This window comes from Nocardioides sp., assembly GCF_036374615.1.
In the GTDB taxonomy this organism is placed as follows: Bacteria; Actinomycetota; Actinomycetes; order Propionibacteriales; family Nocardioidaceae; genus Nocardioides.
Window position 1 is genome coordinate 1 of record NZ_DASUTK010000105.1, and the last position, 16,300, is coordinate 16,300.

Consider the following 16,300-nt stretch of genomic DNA (forward strand, 5'->3'; position numbering starts at 1 on the left):
CCGGCGAACCGGGTGCGGTTCACCATCTTGCGCTGGCCGTTCTTGATCTCGGGAACGTCCTCGGTGGGGACCACGACCTCGTGGATGTAGTCCTCCATGTTGAGGGAGTTGATCCGGTTCTCGAGGTTCGACTTCACCCGCTTCTCCATGCCGGAGTAGGTGTGGATGACGAACCAGTCACCCGGCTTGGCCCACAGCTCCTGGCGGAACGCCTCGAGCGGGTCGGCCGGAGCGTCCTCAGTGGCAGCATCCTCAGCGGGAGTCTCGTCAGCGGGAGTCTCGTCAGCGGGAGTCTCGTCAGCCGGAGCCTCATCAGCCGGAGCCTCATCAGTCGACGCCTCGTCGGCGGGAGCCTCCTCAGCGGGAGCCTCGTCAGCGGGCACCTCCTCAGCGGCGACCGAGTCGCCGTCGGCGACCTGCTCCTCGGCCACCTGCACCTCGGGGGCCTGCTCGACGGCCGGCTCCTCGGCGGCCGGCTCGACCTCGATCGGCGGGTTCTCGTCGTACTGCTCCGACACCTGCTGCTCCGTCACGGTTGGTTCTGCTGGGCTGTTCTCGGTCACTGGCGCTGTCGTCCCTTCGGCGCTCACGCGTCGCCGGTGGTGAAGATCTCGAAGACGAGCCGGCCGAAGCCCAGGTCGAGCGCGGAGATCAGGGCCATGAAGAAGGCCACGAAGACCAGCGTCACGATGAAGTAGGTGACCAGCTGCTCCTGGGTCGGCCAGACGACCTTGCGCAGCTCGGCGACGACCTGCCGGTAGAACGTGGGCAGGCTCGTGCGCGACGAGGTCGCCTCGCTGCGTGCCTCACGGCTGTCGGTCATGTCGCCGTCCTTCCATCTTGCGTCTGCTGGTCCACGACCAGTCTTGCTGTGACCCTCAAGTCCTTGCAGGGCACGAGGGACTTGAACCCCCAACCTTCGGTTTTGGAGACCGATGCTCTGCCAGTTGAGCTAGTGCCCTACGGCGCTCCCACCTTGCCTGTTTAAGGGCAGGCCGAAGTATTCGGGGGAATCACCGAATCGGAACTCTACCCGTGCATCCGAGTCGGAGTCGAACCGGCGGAGATGGGACCATGGGCGCGTGCCCGAGCCGACCACAGCCCAGCCACTCGCCGACCTCAGCACCGAGGAGCTCGCCCGGTTCCGAGACGAGCAGCAGGCGGCGTACGACGGCCTGCGCGACCAGGGCTTGAAGCTCGACCTGACCCGCGGCAAGCCGTCGACGGCACAGCTCGACCTCTCCGACCGGCTGCTGACCCTCCCCGACGGAACCCGCGACGACGACGGCGTCGACGTCCGCAACTACGGCGGGCTCGCCGGGATCAGGCAGATCCGGGAGATGTTCGCGGACCTGCTCTGGGTCGAGCCCGAGCAGGTGGTCGCGGGGGGCAACTCGAGCCTGGTGCTGATGCGCGAGGTGATCACCGACCTGTGGCTCAAGGGCGGCGTCGACAGCGAGCGGCCGTGGTCGCAGGAGGAGCGGGTCACCTTCATCTGCCCCGTCCCCGGCTACGACCGGCACTTCACCCTCCTGAGCTGGTTCGGGATCGACACGGTGACCGTTCCGATGAACGAGGATGGCCCCGACGCGGACGCGGTGGCCGACCTGGTGGCAAAGGACCCGAGCATCAAGGGGATGTGGGTCGTCCCGACGTACTCCAACCCCACTGGCTCGATCGTCTCGCAGGAGATCGCAGCGCGACTGGCGTCGATGGAGACCGCGGCACCCGACTTCAAGATCCTGTGGGACAACGCCTACGCGTTCCACCACCTGACGGAGGAGGAGGCCAAGAGCGCCGACATCCTCACCTTGGCGGCGGCCTCCGGGCACCCGCACCGGGCGATCATGTTCGCGTCCACCTCGAAGATCACCTACGCCGGTGCGGGCGTCGCGTTCCTGGCCGGATCGACCGAGACCGTCGCCTGGTACACCGGCCACCTCGGCAAGGGCGCGATCGGGCCCGACAAGGTCAACCAGCTGCGCCACGTCCAGTTCTTCGGAAGCCCCCAAGGCGTCCGCGACCACATGCGGAAGCACCGGGGGCTGATCGCGCCCAAGTTCGCCGTGGTCGAGGAGGTGCTCTCCGACCGGCTCGGCGGGCTCGGCGTCGCCCGATGGACCCGACCCAGCGGCGGCTACTTCGTCAGCCTCGACGTGCTGCCCGGCACCGCTGCCCGGGTCATCGGCCTCGCGAAGGACGCCGGGGTGGCGCTCACCCCCGCCGGTGCGGCGTTCCCCGGTGGCCACGACCCGGACGACACCAACATCCGGTTGGCCCCGACCTTCCCCGAGCTGCCCGAGGTCCGGGCCGCGATGGAGGCCGTCGCCACCTGTGTCCTCCTCGCGGCGGCAGAGCATCTGGTGGCAGCGTCCTGATCAGCGCGGGATCGACCTCGCAACCATGACGAGCGCGCAGCGCGAGGGAAAGCAGGTGAGCGCTGGGCGAGGGCAGCTTGCTGCCCTGCCCAAAGCTCACCTGCATCTACACTTCACCGGCTCGATGCGACACGAGACGCTGCTCGAGCTCGCCGCGCGGGACGGCATCCACCTGCCGGAGTCACTGGTCACCGACTGGCCCCCGGAGCTGTCGGCGGCCGACGAGAAGGGCTGGTTCCGGTTCCAGCGCCTGTACGACGTCGCGCGCAGCGTGCTGCGCACCGAGGACGACGTCCGGCGACTCGTGCGAGAGGCCGCCGAGGACGACGTGAGGGACGGGGGCCGTTGGCTGGAGATCCAGGTCGATCCCTCCGGCTACGCAGCGCGGTTCGGTGGGATCACGGCGTTCACCGACCTGGTCCTCGACGCGGTCGCGACCGCCTCCAGCGAGACGGGGCTCGGGATGGCGGTGGTGATCGCCGCCAACCGCACCCGACACCCCCTCGATGCGCGCACCCTGGCCCGGCTGGCGTCGCAGTACGCCGGTCGCGGGGTGGTGGGCTTCGGGCTGTCCAACGACGAGCGCCGCGGCGTGACGGCGGAGTTTGCGCCGGCGTTCAAGATCGCGGAGCGGGCCGGCCTGTTGCTGGTCCCGCACGGCGGGGAGCTCCGTGGCCCCGACCACGTGCGCAGCTGCCTGGAGGCCCTGCGGCCCGGTCGGCTCGGTCACGGCGTGCGCTCGGTGGAGGACCCTGCCTTGCTCGAGGAGGTCGTCGACCGGGGCATCGCCCTCGAGGTGTGCCCGGTCTCCAACGTGGCGCTCGGCGTGTACTCGGACCTGACCTCGGTGCCGCTTCCTCAGCTGCTCGAGGCCGGTGCCACCGTCGCCCTCGGCGCCGACGACCCGCTGCTGTTCGGCTCCCGGCTCGCCGCGCAGTACGCCACCATGCGCGCCGCCCACGAGCTCACGGACGAGCAGCTCGCCGACCTGGCCCGGATGTCGTTCCGCGCGTCACGAGCGCCGGTCGAGCTGCGCGACCGCGCGTACGCCGACATCGACGCCTGGCTGGCCGCGCCGGCCCCTTACTGAGCAGACGCCTCGCGCCGGCGTCGTAGTCCGAGCATGTAGGGCATCCCGAGGCCCGCGGCCGCGAACGTGCGCCCCAGCCGCCCTCGCCACGACGGGGCCGGCAACGGCGGACGGGACCACTCCAGGTCCCCCACGTCGACGTAGAACGCGCGGACCGGACCCACCCCCTCGAGCTCAGGCGCGATCTCGTGCACGGGGGTCGAGACCACGCCCTCCCCGTCTGCGTAGAGCTCCTCGGAGAGCAGCACGTACTCGGGGATCTCGACCGAGTTCTTCAACAGCCGGTGCAAGAGGATGACGTCGATCCCGACCAGCTTCCGACGGTGTCGGATGGTCTGGGTGGCGACCTCGCCGACGTGGGCGACGAACTTGAGCTTCAGAGCCGCAGCCTCCTTGCACCCGGCGCACGGGCACAGGTTCTTGGCGACGTACTGCCGCTCGACGTGGAAGGCGTGGTGCATGGCCGAGGCCGCGCGGAGCACCTCCTTGACCGCCGCCTCCGGAGGAAGGCCATCGGCCCCACGGGACAAGAAGGCGGCGTCGCCCTCGATCTCCACGAGGTCGAACCCCGGGGCGGCGTCGATCACCTTCTCGAGCAGCCTCGCGGTGTTCACCTCGGCGTGGGCGAGGCTCATCCGGTGCGTGCGCATGTACTCGGTGTAGCCGCCCATGTCCGCGATGAGGAGCAGGGCACGGGCTGATGTCATGCGCCACGATCCCACATGATGCTCACGACGGCTCCTCCATCGGGTCTGGCGCCGGGTCCACGATCGGCTCCGCGGAGGCGTCCAGCGGTGAGTAGCGGTCCAGCATGACGTCGACGACCGTCGCCGCCTCCCGAGCGCTGGGGATGTAGCCGAGGACGACGGGAAGGAACCGGTCGGTGCGAAGCCCCTGCAACCGGAGGTCCTCGCGTGCCACGACGGTGGCGGTCCGGCGGGTTCGGCGGAGCAGGGCGATCTCGCCGAAGCCCTCACCCGGGCCGAGCGTGGCCACCACCTGGCCGTCGCCCACGACGTCCGCGCGACCGGACTCGATCACGTAGTACCGGTCGCCCACGTCACCCTGGCTGAACACGACCTGCCCGGCGGCGACCGCGACCGGCTCCAGGCCGCGGGCGAGCTGCTCGATGGAGGGCAGTGGCAGGGCGCGCAGCATCGGCACCCGCTGGAGCAGTGCGACATCGTGGTCACGCACGCCGACCGCCTGGTCGAGCACCCGCAGCCGCGGCCACGACAGGACGGCGAGAACCGGGCACAGCAGTCCGATGGCGATCAACGCGGCGCGCGTGCCCCAGACCTCGATCACCGCCGAGGCGACGACCGCACCGATCCCGATGAACACCGCGACCAGGCTTTCGAGCACACCGAACACGCGGGCCAGCACCTCGTCGGGGGCCAGCCGTCCCAGCAGCGTGAAGCCGGCGACGTCGATCAGGGCGTTGCCCACGCCGATGAACGCCAGCATGAGGAGTGCCGCGAGCTCGTGCGGCACCAGGCCCACCAGCGTCAGGGGCAGGCCCCACAGCGCGACGCCGACGGCGAACCACGACCCGAGCCGGCTGGTCCCCACCAGCAGGGACGCCGCGAGCGACCCGAGCACCGCGCCGACTCCGACCGCCGTCATCAGGGTGCCGACGCCCGACTCGCCGGTGTCGAGCAGCTCGATCGCCACGACGACGGACAGCACCGTCAAGGCGCCGCGGGTGAGGGACTGCGCCGCGGCGAGGCCGAGGATCAGGGAGAGGTCGCGGCTCCGGGCGACGGCGCGCAGGCCGTCGGCGGCCTCCTTGACGAGCTGTGGACGCTGGGGGGCCGCCGGCCTCGGAGGTGCGTCGTAGTCCAGACGTAGGAGCAGCGCAGCCGCCCAGAGGGACGAGCCCGCGGCGACCCCGAACACGACGGAGACGCCGGTGAACGAGAGCAGCACGGCCGCCAGCAACGGGCCGACCAGCGTGGCGGCGGAGTCCAGCAGCCCGCGCACGACGTTGGCGCTCGCCAGCTCGTGGCCCGAGTGGCACAGCGACGGGAGCAGGGCGGAGTGTGCCGGCCGGAACAGGGTGGCGGCGATCGTCGAGAGCACGGCCAGGGCGTAGACGACGGCCGGTGGGCCGGACACGGCGGCCGCGACGGCCGCAGCCGCGGTGGCGATCCCGCGCGCCGTCGAGACCAGGATCAGGACCCGCTCCCGCCGGCCGCGGTCGGCGATCGGCGAGAGCAGCGGCGCGAGCAGGGCGGCAGGCACCATGCGGAGCAGCCCGACCAGGCCGACGGCGGCCGCGCCGCCGTCGCGGTAGGCGACGATCCCGAGTGCGACGGTGAACGCCCACTCGGCGGTCCAGGCACCGAGGAAGCTGAGCTGTGCGCGGCGTAGGTCGGCGTTGCACGCGTTGCTGGTGAACGCTGCAGCTGCGTCACGGAGCCGGGCCCCCCTCCCCCCGGCATCCCCCATGGGCGGGGAATCTACTCGCCTTCAGTCCCCGCTCATAGGATGCAAGCCCCGAGTCACGGACGACGCGCCGACGCGAACACGGCGCGTTCCCGCCCAGGGCGTGGGACGCCCATCAGGAGCCATGTGGCCAAGGCGCCGACGAGCAGGCCGGCGAGGCCCCACCACACGGCCCGGTCGCTGCCCCCCGCGAGGCCCGACGCCGTGGCTGTGCCGGAGGCAGCGTTCTGGGCCTGCCCGGCGGGAGGCGGCGCGTCGGCGCCGGGGACTCCCGTGAAGGGACCGGCCGTGAGCGACGCCTCGGCCAGCCCGAGGTCGTCGAGCAACGCCGCGAGTCCGGCCGGGGAGTCCGGCCGGTGCCACACGACCGGAGCGTCCCAGATGCTGCCGCCCCCGTTCGTGGTCTGGGTCGAGATCCACGGCGCACCCTCACCCTCGAGGTAGATGTGGTCGACCCGCCACGGTGTCACGTCGTGGATCAGCCAGGTCACCCTGATGCCGGGGCCTTTCGCGTGATCCAGACCAGACCGGTCGACCTTGCCGACCCCGTCGTCCGCTTCCATGCCGACGACGCGGGCGAGGGCCTCGTACTGGGGATCGGTGTAGTAGAGGGAGGCCGTCGCGCCATCCCCGGGAACCGTCAGCAGGACACTGGTGGGTCCGCCCGCTTCGGCGCGGCCGAGGGGCGTCAGTGCCACCACCAGGACGACGAGGACGAGTGAGCTGCGCAACCGGTGCATGACCGCCTCCTCCGACGCGAACGTGTCTGGTGTGGAGACACCGCTGCGCCGGCTCCGGTTCCGCCTGGGGCACAACTCCCCCGCGGCCGACTCAGAGCCGGCAGCCGACCAGGACCGGCTCGTTGACCAGCCCGATCCCGAACCGGTCCCGGACGCCGTCGCGGAGCTCGCGCGCGAGCTCGAGCAGCTCCGCCGTGGTCGCCTCGCCCCGGTTGGTGACCGCGAGGGTGTGCTTCGTCGACAGCCGGACCCGGCCGTCGCCGTACCCCTTGCCGAACCCGGCGCGCTCGATCAGCCACGCGGCGCTGGTCTTCACCCGGCCGTCCGGCAGCGGCCAGGACGGTGCGCCTTCGGGGACGGCGTCGGGGTCGACGATCGGGTTGGTGAAGAACGAACCGGCGCTCCAGGTGTCGTGATCGGCGGGGTCGAGCACCATCCCCTTGCCACGACGCAGTCCCAGCACGGCCTCGCGCACGTCGGCCATCGGTGCCCGGTCGCCGAGCTCCACGCCGAGCGCGCGGGCCAGCTCGGCGTACTCGACCGGCGCGCCGAGAGTCCCCTGCCTGAACAGGAAGGTGACGTCGAGGACGACGTAGCGGGACGGCTCCTGCTTGAACCGGCTGGTGCGGTAGCCGAAGCCGCACTCGGTGGTGCTGAACGTGCGCAGCGCGCACTCACCCCTGTCCCACGTGCGCACCTGGGCGATGGTCTGCGACACCTCCTGGCCGTAGGCGCCGACGTTCTGGATCGGGACCGCGCCGACCAGACCGGGGATGCCGGCGAGTGCCTCGACGCCGACCCAGCCCTGCCGGACGGCATGGGCGACGAGCTCGTCCCAGCTCTCGCCCGCGGCGACCTTCACCGTCACGGCGCCCAGACAGGCGAGGTCGTCGGGGTCGTCGCTGTCGGCGGTGATCCCGGATGTGGCGACCTCGACCACGGTGCCGTCGAAGCCGGCGTCGGCGACAACGAGGTTGCTGCCACCGCCGAGCACGAGCACCGGCTCGCCCGCGTCGTCAGCCGCCGACACGGCGCCGACGAGCTCAGCCTCCGACGTCGCCCTCACCCACGACCGGGCCGGACCGCCCAGCCGCAGCGTGGTGTGGTCCCGGAACAGCTCAGGCACGAACGACGGCCTTGGGCATCCCGAGCACCTTGGTCCCCTCACAGGTGACCTCGAGGGCCAGCGTGGCGAGGCCGTCCTCGACCGACTTCACGGTTCCAGCGACCCGGACCAGGATCGTTCCCTCGGCGGGCACGACGACCGGGTTGGTGAACTTGCAGCCGAGCTCGACCACGTGGGCCGCGCCGGTCCAGTCCGACACGGCGCGGGCTGCCAATGCCATCGTGTACATCCCGTGGGCGATCACGCCCGGCAGGCCCACGGACTTCGCGACCTCGTCGTCCTGGTGGATCGGGTTGTGGTCGCCGCTGGCGTCCGCGTAGGCCACCAGGTCCGCGCGCGTGACGGCGTACTCGCGCGGCTCGAGCGTGTCGCCGGGGTTCATGCGGCACCGCCCGAGTGGACGAGGGTGGCCGAGGTCGTGCACACGACCTCACCATCGGCGTCGACGATGTCGCTCCTCGTGCCGATGATGTCGGCGCCGCCGATCTGGCGCAGGCTCGCCACGCTGAGCGTGGCCGTCAGCACGTCACCGGGCACGATCGGCCGGCGGTAGGCGAACTTCTGCTCGCCGTGGACGATCCGGAACAGGTCCACCTGCTCGGCGTCGAGGAAGGCGTTCATGGCATCGAACGCGAGGACGATGGGGTAGGTCGCCGGGGCCGGCCCTCCGGCGTACTCGCCTCCGCTGGCACGCGCGAACGCCCGCACGTGCTCCTCGGTGACCTCGTGGGGCTTGGTCGGCGGGAAGCTGCGCCCGACGAGTGACTGGTCGATCGGCATGCCCACCAACCTAGTGCCGCGGCGCGAGTGGGCTGAAGGCGGCGCAACCGACCGTGAAATGACGTCGACCCGCCCGGGGTCCGGGCGGGTCGGTCAGTCGATCAGAGGGGGAACCGCGGTCAGCGGGTCTCCTTGTGGCTGGTGTGCTTGCGGCAGCGCGGGCAGAACTTCGACAGCTCGATGCGGTCGGGGTCGTTGCGCCGGTTCTTCTTGGTGATGTAGTTGCGCTCCTTGCACTCCTGGCACGCCAGGGTGATCTTGGGGCGAACGTCAGAGCTCTTGCTGGCCACGGGAAGTCCTTTGGTTGTCCTGCTCTTGTCTGTCTGTAGCGGGGGCGGGACTCGAACCCGCGACACCACGATTATGAGCCGTGTGCTCTAACCACCTGAGCTACCCCGCCGCCGGGACGGAACGTTCCGCCGCCGTCGACCGCGGAGCCCCAACCCAGAGCCCCTTTACGGAATCGAACCGTAGACCTTCTCCTTACCATGGAGACGCTCTGCCGACTGAGCTAAAGGGGCAACGTCGGAGAACAATACACAGGGCTCCGAGCGTTCGAGAAATCGCGCTGAGCGCCCCCGAACCAGCCTGAGTCAGGCGTCGATCCGCGCCCAGGGAACCGCCTCCTCGAGCTCGTAGGCGAGCGCCAGGAGCGTGCTCTCCCGGCCGATCCCGGCGCTCAGCATCATGCCCTGCGGGAGTCCGGAGGCGGTGGTGGCGAGGGGCAGGCTGATCGCGGGGTCGCCGGTCGCGTTCTGGAGCGGGGTGAAGGCCACCCAGTCGAGCAGCCGCTCCATGATCGTGTCGTAGTCCTGGCTGGGGTCGAGGTGGCCGATCCGCGGCGTCTCGGCCGCCAGGGTCGGGGTCAGCAGCACGTCGTAGTCACCGAAGAAGTCGCGCGAGAACCGGGTCGTACGCCGGAGCCGCTTGATCGCACCGGGCAGTCGACGCAGGTTGCGGGCCGAGTGCGCCGCGAGGCCGTGCGTCAGGTTGTCGAGCCGGCTGGGGTCCCAGGACGCTCCGAAGCTGCGCTTGCCGCTGCGCACCGTAACCAGAGCGAGCATCGACCAGTAGAGGAGGAAGTCGTCGGCGAGGCTCGCCGGGAGCGGGTTGCCGATCGGCGTCACCTGGTGGCCGAGCTCGTCGAGCAGCGCCGCGGTCTTCAGCGTGAGCTCCTCGACCTCCGGGGTCGCGTCGCGGCCGATTCCCTCGGTGACGACCGCGACCCGGAGCCGGGGCCGACCAGGGCGGGTGACGTCGCCGACCGGAGGCAGTCGCAGGTTGCGGTAGATCCGCTCCGCTTCCCGGAAGAACGCGGCAGTGTCGCGGACGCTGCGGGTCACGACGCCGTCGGCGATGATCCGGACCGGCATCTGCCGCATCAGCGCGTCCTGGGGCAGCCGGCCACGCGACGGCTTGAGGCCGACCAGGCCGTTGACCGACGCCGGGATCCGGATCGAGCCACCGCCGTCGTTCGCGTGCGCGATTGGCACAGCGCCGGCGGCGACCAGTGCCGCGGACCCCGAGGAGGAGGCGCCGGCGGTGTGCTCCAGCGACCACGGGGAACGGACCGGGCCGATCCGGGCGTGCTCGGCCGCGGCGCTGAACCCGAACTCGGACAGCTGCGTCTTGCCGAGGCACACCAGGCCGGTGTCGAGGTACATCCGGGCGAAGTCCCCGTCGACCTGGCGCGGCGCCGGCTCCCAGGCGTCGGTCCCCTGCTGGGTCGGCATCCCCGCGACGTCGACGTTGTCCTTCAGGAACGACGGGACGCCGGCGAAGTACCCGCCCCGCGGGTCGGCGGCACGCTCGAGGGCACCGTCGAAGTCGGCGTACGCCACGGCGTTGAGCCGGTCGTTGACCGCCTCGGTGCGGGCGATCGCGGCCTCGACCACCTCGGTGGTCGTGACCTGCCGTGCGTGGAGCGCGTCGACCAGACCGACAGCGTCGTGGTGGGCCAGGGCGTCGTCACCGAAGGCGTGGACGTGCGTCATGGGCCCGAGGTTACCGACCGGTCACTTCCCCGCCTGTGGCAACCCACGAGATGGTCGTCCACGACCCCGATCGCCTGCATCAGCGCGTACATCGTGGTCGGCCCGACGAACACGAACCCCTGCTTCTTCAGCGCCTTGGACAGCGCCGTCGACTCCGGCGATGTCGCTGGGACGTCGTCGATCGTGACCGGCGCAGCGTGCTGCTCCGGGCGGAAACGTTGGACGAACTCCTCGAGGCCGCCGCTCTCGCGCAGCCGTACGGTGGCGGCGGCATTGGTGATGGCGGCATCGATCTTCAGGCGGTTCCGGACGATGCCGGCGTCGGCCATCAGCCGCTCCCGATCGGTGTCGTCGTAGGCGGCCACCGCCTCGGCGTCGAACCCCGCGAACGCACGGCGGAAGCTCTCGCGCTTGTTGAGGATCGTCAACCAGGAGAGGCCCGACTGGAAGGCCTCCAGCGTCAGTCGTTCGAGGTACGCCGACTCCCCACTGATCGGCCGGCCCCACTCGTCGTCGTGGTAGGCGCGGTAGACCTCGCTGCCGGCACCCCACGGGCAGCGGGCCACGCCGTCGTCACCGACGACCGGTCCGCTCATGATGCGAGGCCTGTCATGGGGATGGCGTCGCGTGTGGTTGTCGCGGTCCTGTGGCCAGCCGCCCTGCCCACCTGATCCGCCGCTGCGGCCGTGGATTGGGCGGAAACGGCACCTCGGCGCGGCGTGTCGTCGCCGTTTGGACACAAACGGCGACGCCGACCGCCAACCGACTCGACCGCTGCCCTCGGGCAGGATGGACGGCGTCGATTGGGCAGAAACGACGGCTCCCCACGGCGTGTCCTCGCCGTTTGTGCCCAAACGGCAACGGGGACCCGACCACTCAACGACGCTCCTTGAGCCGGGCGTTCGGCATCGCCGGTGCCGGGATCGGGGGCAGCGGGTCGTCCACGATGCCGAACCGGCCGGGCGCCACATCGCGGCTGTTGCGCAGGACCGCGCCGTCGCGCGTGATCTGGGCCTGCCACTCGGCGCGATAACGCACGATCTCGTCATGGGTACGGCCGACGAAGTTCCACCACATGACGATCGGCTCGCCGAACGGGCGCCCGCCCAGCAGCAGCATCCGGACCGGTTCGTCGTGGGCGGTCAGCGTCAGCGACGTCGGTCCTGGAGCGGCGTACACGAGCTCGGAGGGCTTGGCGTCGAGATGCTCGACGGTCAGGACACCGGAGTCCACGAGCACGCCGTGCTCGTACGCCGGGTCGACCGGAACCATGACCGAGCCGCCGGTCTCCAGCACGAGCTCGACCCCCAGCAGCGGGGTGAAGGTCGTCACCGGCGAGGTGTCGCCGAGCGCTGACCCCAGGAAGACCCGCGCTCGCCACCCCGGTCCCCGAACCCGCGGCGGCACGTAGTGCTCGAACCCCGGGTCCGTGTGACGGGACCCCTCCGGCAGTGCCACCCAGAGCTGGACGCCGTGGAGCAGTCGGGTCGCGGACGTCGACACCTCGGAGTGGCTGATGCCGCGGCCGGCGGTCATCAGGTTCACCTCGCCGGGCCGGACCGGGGCGTGGTGGCCGGCGCTGTCGCGGTGGTCGATCTCGCCGCTGAAGAGCCAGCTCACGGTCTGCAGCCCCGTGTGTGGGTGGGGCGAGACCTGCATCCCGCCGGTCTCGGTGACCAGGTCGGGGCCGTAGTGGTCCACGAAGCACCAGGCGCCGATCAGGGAGCGCTGCCGCTGCGGCAGGGTCCGGCGCACCGTCATCGCCCGCAGCCCACCCAGCGGCACCTCGCGCGGCGTCAGCACCTCGAGCCGAGGTCCGCCACCGCCCGGGCCGAGGCGCAGCTCCGCCGGGTCGCGCTCGGGGTTGGTCACACCACCAGTGTGCCAGTGGTCACGAGAGCTGGTAGGGCTGAACGTCGCGCTTGGACTCGTCTCCACGCCCGGGCGGAAGCAACCGGTTCGCGTCGCTCGGGTGGAGGTCGCGGAGGCCCCCGCTGGACCTCTCGAGCCGCACGATCACCGACTTGAACGCCGGCTGGTTGCTGCCTTCGGCGGTGTGCTCGAGTGGCACCAGCGGGTTGGTCTCGGGGTAGTACGCCGCGGCGCAGCCCCGGGGTTGGTCGTATCCGACGATCCGGAAGGTCGGCACGTGGCGCTCCGACCCGTCCCGCCACTCGCTGACGATGTCGACGAGGTCACCCTCCGCGAGGCCGAGGGCGACGATGTCGTCAGGGTGCACGAACACCACGCGGCGGCCGTTCTCGATGCCGCGGTACCGGTCGCTCAAGCCGTAGATCGTGGAGTTGAACTGGTCGTGGGAGCGGATGGACTGCAGCAGCAGCCGGCCCTCGGGCACGTGCAGGACCTCGAGCGGGCTCACCGTGAAGACGGCCCGCCCGACGTCGGTCGGGAACGTCCGACTGTCGCGCGGAGGGTGCGGCAGCACGAAGCCGCCCGGCTGGTCGACCTTCTCGTCGTACGCCGCGCAGCCGGGCACCACGCGGGCGATCGACCGCCTGATCTGTGAGTAGTCCGAGCGGAAGTCGGCCCACGGTATGCCGAGCTCGGCCGGCAACGTCGCCTCGGCCAGCGAGCAGACGATGTCGACCTCGGACCGCAGCTTCTTCGAGGCGGGCGGCAGGGGTCCGTGGGAGGCGTGCACGGCCGACATCGAGTCCTCGACGGTGATCCGCTGCTTCTGGCCGCCGGTGAGGTCGCGCTCACTGCGGCCGAGCGCCGGCAGGATGAGGGCCTCCCGGCCGTGGACGACGTGGGACCGGTTCAGCTTGGTCGAGACCTGGACGGTCAGCGCCGCTCGTCGCAGCGCGGCCTCGGTGATCGAGGTGTCCGGCGTCACCGACACGAAGTTCCCGCCCAGTCCCATGAAGACCTGGGCGTCGCCGTCCCGGAGCGCCTTGATCGCCGCGACGGTGTCGTACCCGTGCTCGCGCGGGGGCTCGAAGCCGAACTCATCGCGCAGCGCGTCGAGGAAGTGCTCCGGCGCCCGCTCCCAGATCCCCATCGTCCGGTCGCCCTGGACGTTCGAGTGGCCTCGCACCGGGCAGAGACCGGCGCCGGGCTTGCCGATGTTGCCCTGGAGCAGCGCGAGGTTCACGAGCTCCTTGATCGTGGCGACCGCATTGCGGTGCTGGGTGATGCCCATCGCCCAGCACGTCACGGTGGCTGTGGACCCAGCCAGCATCCGGGCGGCATCCTCGATCTCGCCGCGCTCGAGACCAGTGGCGGCGCGGACCTGCTCCCAGTCGAGGTCGGCCAACCCTGCGGCGTACGCCTCGAACCCGACGGTGTGCTGGTCGATGAAGTCGCGGTCGAGGGCGTCCCACTGCAGGAGCAGGGAGCCGAGGGCCTGCACCAGTGCGAGGTCGCCGTTGGTGCGGATCTGGAGGTAGAGGTCAGCGAGCTCGGTCCCACGCCCGACCACACCGCGGGGCCGTTGCGGGTTGCGGAACCGCACCAGACCGGTCTCGCGCAGCGGGTTGACCGCGATGATCCGGGCGCCGTTGCCCTTGGCCTCCTCCAGCGCGGAGAGCATCCGCGGGTGGTTCGAGCCCGGGTTCTGCCCGAGGATCAGGATCAGGTCCGCCCGATGGACGTCCTCCAGGCTCACCGACCCGGTGCCGATGCCGATGGTCTCGCTCAGGGCGGTGCTGGACGACTCGTGGCACATGTTGGAGCAGTCGGGCAGGTTGTTCGTGCCGTACGCCCGGGCAAACAGCTGGTAGAGGTAGGCGGCCTCGTTGGAGATCTTGCCCGAGGTGTAGAAGATCGCCTGGTCCGGTCGGACCGACCGCAGGTGGGCGGCCATCATCGCGATGGCGTCGTCCCAGTCGATGGGCTCGTAGTGGTCCGATCCCTCGCGCAGCACGTACGGCTCGGTGATCCTCCCCTGCTTGTTGAGCCAGTAGTCGGTGTGCTCCGCGAGGTCGGCGACCGGGTGCGTCGCGAAGAAGTCACGGTCGAGCAGGTCGCGGGTGGCCTCGTCGGCCACAGCCTTGACGCCGTTCTCGCAGAACTCCGCGGGGTGGCGGTGGCCGGGTGCAGGGTCGGGCCAGGCGCAGCCCTGGCAGTCGAAGCCGTCGGTCTGGTTCAGCTTTCGCAGGGCCCGGCCGGCTCGCAGCGCCCCCATTGCCTTGACCGCGCGGCTGAGGGCGACGACGACGGCCTCGACCCCCGCCGCCGAGCGCTTCGGCTGCTCGACGGCGACATCCGCCTCGTTGATCTCGTGCTCACGCGCAGTGCGGCCCATGTCCTGTGCAGTACCCGGTCGTCTTGAATTGACGCGGAGGCTCGGCTCCACCTGAACGGGGTAGTCCCCGACGCTCTGGCAGTGGTCTCGACGGCGGTGCGACCAAAGCGTCGGGGACTACACACCACTGGGAGGGGGACTACACACCAATGGGAGAGGGTCAGGAGTTGGAGAAGACAGCCGGGCCACCGTCCGGGCCATCGGTGTCGGGGCCGCGGCCGGCCCAGGTCCAGGCGTACGCCGGGTCCTCGGCGGCGAGCCCGCCCTCGCCGAGCTCGAGCGGTTTGAACGTGTCGACCATGACGGCCGACTCCTCGAAGTAGTCGACGCCGAGCGACGCCTCGATCGCGCTCGGTTGCGGGCCGTGCGCGTGCCCGCCGGGGTGGAGGGAGATCGAGCCGATGTTGATGCCGGAGCCCTTCCGCGCCTCGTAGTCGCCGCCGACGTAGAACATGACCTCGTCGGAGTCGACGTTGGAGTGGTAGTACGGCACCGGGATCGCGAGCTCGTGGTAGTCGACCTTGCGCGGCAGGAAGTTGCAGACCACGAAGTTCCAGCCCTCGAACACCTGGTGCACCGGGGGCGGCTGGTGGACCTTGCCGGTGATCGGCATGTAGTCCTCGATGTTGAACGTGTACGGGTAGAGGCAGCCGTCCCAGCCGACGACGTCGAAGGGGTGGGTCGCGTAGGTCAGGCGGGAGCCGACGACGCCGGCCGATGTGCGGTGCTTGACCAGCACCTCGACGTTCTCGCCCTCGGCCCGGTGCGGCTCGGTCGGGCCGTGCAGGTCGCGCTCGCAGTACGGCGCGTGCTCCAGGAACTGGCCGTAGCGGCTCAGGTAGCGCTTCGGCGGTGCGATGTGGCTGGAGGCCTCGATGGCGTAGAGCCGGCTCGGCTCGCTCGGGCACCAGCGATGGTCGGTGGCGCGCGGCACCAGCACGTAGTCGCCGGCGCGGTAGGGGACGACGCCGAAGACGGTCTCGACCGTGCCGGCCCCGCTCTCGACGAACACGCACTCGTCGCCGATCGCGTTGCGGTAGAGCGGTGAGGGGTCGGTGCCGGTCACGACGTACCCGATCCGCACGTCGCCGTTCCCCAGCACCAGCCGGCGGCCCTCGACCGGGCAGGCTCCGGCGCCCGGCTCGTCGAACAGGGTGTGCAGCTTGAGGTGGCGCGGCTTGAGCGGGTGGTTGGGCACCAGCCGCTGGTCGGGGAGCTCCCAGACCTGGCTGTCGACGATCGCGGACGGGACGCCGCGGTGGTAGAGCAGGGAGGAGTCGGAGGAGAAACCCTCCTCCCCCATCAGCTCCTCGCGGTACAGCCGACCCTCGGGGTCGCGGGACTGGGTGTGGCGCTGGCGAGGGACCTCGCCGACGCGGCGGTAGTGGGCCACGTGGCCACTGTGCAATCAGCACGGCACTCTCCGCAAGACCGCTTGCCGAACGCGGGACGCCGATATCCGACCACTCCGTCGGTC

Annotated in this window: 16 protein-coding genes and 3 tRNA genes; 2 read left to right on the plus strand and 17 right to left on the minus strand. The window is 70.8% G+C overall.

Going from position 1 to position 16,300, the window contains the following annotated elements; translation table 11 throughout:
- The 3 genes from VFZ39_RS08490 to VFZ39_RS08500 form a co-directional block, all read right to left on the minus strand.
- Positions 1–533, minus strand: a 533-nt coding sequence (locus tag VFZ39_RS08490; RefSeq protein ID WP_330865302.1) for a transcription termination/antitermination NusG family protein, incomplete at its 3' end; no start/stop codon positions are given.
- Positions 534–586: 53 nt separating this feature from the next.
- Positions 587–823 (minus strand): preprotein translocase subunit SecE, encoded by a 237-nt coding sequence (gene secE, locus VFZ39_RS08495; RefSeq protein ID WP_330865303.1) that lies wholly within the window; start codon positions 821–823, stop codon positions 587–589.
- A 66-nt stretch (positions 824–889) separates the two neighbouring features.
- Positions 890–962: transfer RNA gene (locus VFZ39_RS08500), tRNA-Trp, on the minus strand.
- A 120-nt stretch (positions 963–1,082) separates the two neighbouring features.
- Between VFZ39_RS08500 and VFZ39_RS08505 the strand changes: the two genes are divergently transcribed.
- Together VFZ39_RS08505 and VFZ39_RS08510 are read left to right on the plus strand one after the other, a co-directional pair.
- Positions 1,083–2,378, plus strand: coding sequence for an aminotransferase (locus VFZ39_RS08505; RefSeq protein ID WP_330865304.1), 1,296 nt, complete (start codon positions 1,083–1,085; stop codon positions 2,376–2,378).
- Between the two features lie 25 nt (positions 2,379–2,403).
- The gene (locus tag VFZ39_RS08510; protein WP_330865305.1) at positions 2,404–3,468 is read left to right on the plus strand and encodes an adenosine deaminase; all 1,065 of its coding nucleotides are present in this window, start codon (positions 2,404–2,406) and stop codon (positions 3,466–3,468) included.
- On the opposite strand, the gene VFZ39_RS08515 is transcribed toward VFZ39_RS08510, so the two are convergent.
- From VFZ39_RS08515 to VFZ39_RS08580, 14 genes are all read right to left on the minus strand, one after another.
- Positions 3,462–4,175, minus strand: coding sequence for a DUF2652 domain-containing protein (locus VFZ39_RS08515; protein WP_330865306.1), 714 nt, complete (start codon positions 4,173–4,175; stop codon positions 3,462–3,464). The two genes, VFZ39_RS08510 and VFZ39_RS08515, sit on opposite strands and share 7 nt — an antisense overlap.
- A gap of 22 nt (positions 4,176–4,197) precedes the next feature.
- The gene (locus VFZ39_RS08520) at positions 4,198–5,919 is read right to left on the minus strand and encodes an MFS transporter (protein WP_330865307.1); all 1,722 of its coding nucleotides are present in this window, start codon (positions 5,917–5,919) and stop codon (positions 4,198–4,200) included.
- A 53-nt stretch (positions 5,920–5,972) separates the two neighbouring features.
- Positions 5,973–6,656 (minus strand): hypothetical protein, encoded by a 684-nt coding sequence (locus VFZ39_RS08525; RefSeq protein ID WP_330865308.1) that lies wholly within the window; start codon positions 6,654–6,656, stop codon positions 5,973–5,975.
- A gap of 91 nt (positions 6,657–6,747) precedes the next feature.
- Positions 6,748–7,782, minus strand: coding sequence for a UDP-N-acetylmuramate dehydrogenase (locus tag VFZ39_RS08530; protein ID WP_330865309.1), 1,035 nt, complete (start codon positions 7,780–7,782; stop codon positions 6,748–6,750).
- Positions 7,775–8,164 (minus strand): MaoC/PaaZ C-terminal domain-containing protein, encoded by a 390-nt coding sequence (locus tag VFZ39_RS08535; protein ID WP_330865310.1) that lies wholly within the window; start codon positions 8,162–8,164, stop codon positions 7,775–7,777. Before VFZ39_RS08535 ends, VFZ39_RS08530 begins: the two co-directional genes overlap by 8 nt.
- Positions 8,161–8,562 (minus strand): FAS1-like dehydratase domain-containing protein, encoded by a 402-nt coding sequence (locus tag VFZ39_RS08540; protein ID WP_330865311.1) that lies wholly within the window; start codon positions 8,560–8,562, stop codon positions 8,161–8,163. The genes VFZ39_RS08535 and VFZ39_RS08540 overlap by 4 nt, the downstream gene beginning before the upstream one ends.
- A gap of 119 nt (positions 8,563–8,681) precedes the next feature.
- Positions 8,682–8,852, minus strand: coding sequence for a 50S ribosomal protein L33 (gene rpmG, locus VFZ39_RS08545; protein ID WP_330865312.1), 171 nt, complete (start codon positions 8,850–8,852; stop codon positions 8,682–8,684).
- 36 nt (positions 8,853–8,888) lie between these two features.
- A tRNA-Met gene (locus VFZ39_RS08550) sits at positions 8,889–8,962 on the minus strand.
- 48 nt (positions 8,963–9,010) lie between these two features.
- Positions 9,011–9,083: transfer RNA gene (locus VFZ39_RS08555), tRNA-Thr, on the minus strand.
- A gap of 72 nt (positions 9,084–9,155) precedes the next feature.
- Entirely contained in the window at positions 9,156–10,556 is a 1,401-nt protein-coding gene (locus VFZ39_RS08560) for an amidase (RefSeq protein ID WP_330865313.1), read from the minus strand.
- Positions 10,553–11,152, minus strand: coding sequence for a DNA-3-methyladenine glycosylase I (locus tag VFZ39_RS08565; RefSeq protein WP_330865314.1), 600 nt, complete (start codon positions 11,150–11,152; stop codon positions 10,553–10,555). The genes VFZ39_RS08560 and VFZ39_RS08565 overlap by 4 nt, the downstream gene beginning before the upstream one ends.
- Positions 11,153–11,432: 280 nt before the next feature.
- Positions 11,433–12,428, minus strand: a complete 996-nt coding sequence (locus tag VFZ39_RS08570; protein ID WP_330865315.1) for a pirin family protein — start codon at positions 12,426–12,428, stop codon at positions 11,433–11,435.
- A 19-nt stretch (positions 12,429–12,447) separates the two neighbouring features.
- The gene (locus tag VFZ39_RS08575; RefSeq protein WP_330865316.1) at positions 12,448–14,823 is read right to left on the minus strand and encodes an FdhF/YdeP family oxidoreductase; all 2,376 of its coding nucleotides are present in this window, start codon (positions 14,821–14,823) and stop codon (positions 12,448–12,450) included.
- Positions 14,824–14,983: 160 nt separating this feature from the next.
- A complete protein-coding gene (locus VFZ39_RS08580; protein WP_330865317.1) occupies positions 14,984–16,216 on the minus strand; it encodes a homogentisate 1,2-dioxygenase in 1,233 nt (410 codons plus the stop codon).
- Positions 16,217–16,300: the final 84 nt, after the last annotated feature.

What these genes read in the sequence shown, in the direction of transcription:
- VFZ39_RS08540 (WP_330865311.1), bottom strand. Translation starts at nt 8,562, where the DNA reads ATGCCGATCGACCAGTCACTCGTCGGGCGCAGCTTCCCGCCGACCAAG.
- VFZ39_RS08525 (WP_330865308.1), bottom strand. Translation starts at nt 6,656, where the DNA reads ATGCACCGGTTGCGCAGCTCACTCGTCCTCGTCGTCCTGGTGGTGGCA.
- VFZ39_RS08535 (WP_330865310.1), bottom strand. Translation starts at nt 8,164, where the DNA reads ATGAACCCCGGCGACACGCTCGAGCCGCGCGAGTACGCCGTCACGCGC.
- VFZ39_RS08560 (WP_330865313.1), bottom strand. Translation starts at nt 10,556, where the DNA reads ATGACGCACGTCCACGCCTTCGGTGACGACGCCCTGGCCCACCACGAC.
- secE (WP_330865303.1), bottom strand. Translation starts at nt 823, where the DNA reads ATGACCGACAGCCGTGAGGCACGCAGCGAGGCGACCTCGTCGCGCACG.
- VFZ39_RS08565 (WP_330865314.1), bottom strand. Translation starts at nt 11,152, where the DNA reads ATGAGCGGACCGGTCGTCGGTGACGACGGCGTGGCCCGCTGCCCGTGG.
- VFZ39_RS08510 (WP_330865305.1), top strand. Translation starts at nt 2,404, where the DNA reads ATGACGAGCGCGCAGCGCGAGGGAAAGCAGGTGAGCGCTGGGCGAGGG.
- VFZ39_RS08575 (WP_330865316.1), bottom strand. Translation starts at nt 14,823, where the DNA reads ATGGGCCGCACTGCGCGTGAGCACGAGATCAACGAGGCGGATGTCGCC.
- VFZ39_RS08515 (WP_330865306.1), bottom strand. Translation starts at nt 4,175, where the DNA reads ATGACATCAGCCCGTGCCCTGCTCCTCATCGCGGACATGGGCGGCTAC.
- VFZ39_RS08520 (WP_330865307.1), bottom strand. Translation starts at nt 5,919, where the DNA reads ATGGGGGATGCCGGGGGGAGGGGGGCCCGGCTCCGTGACGCAGCTGCA.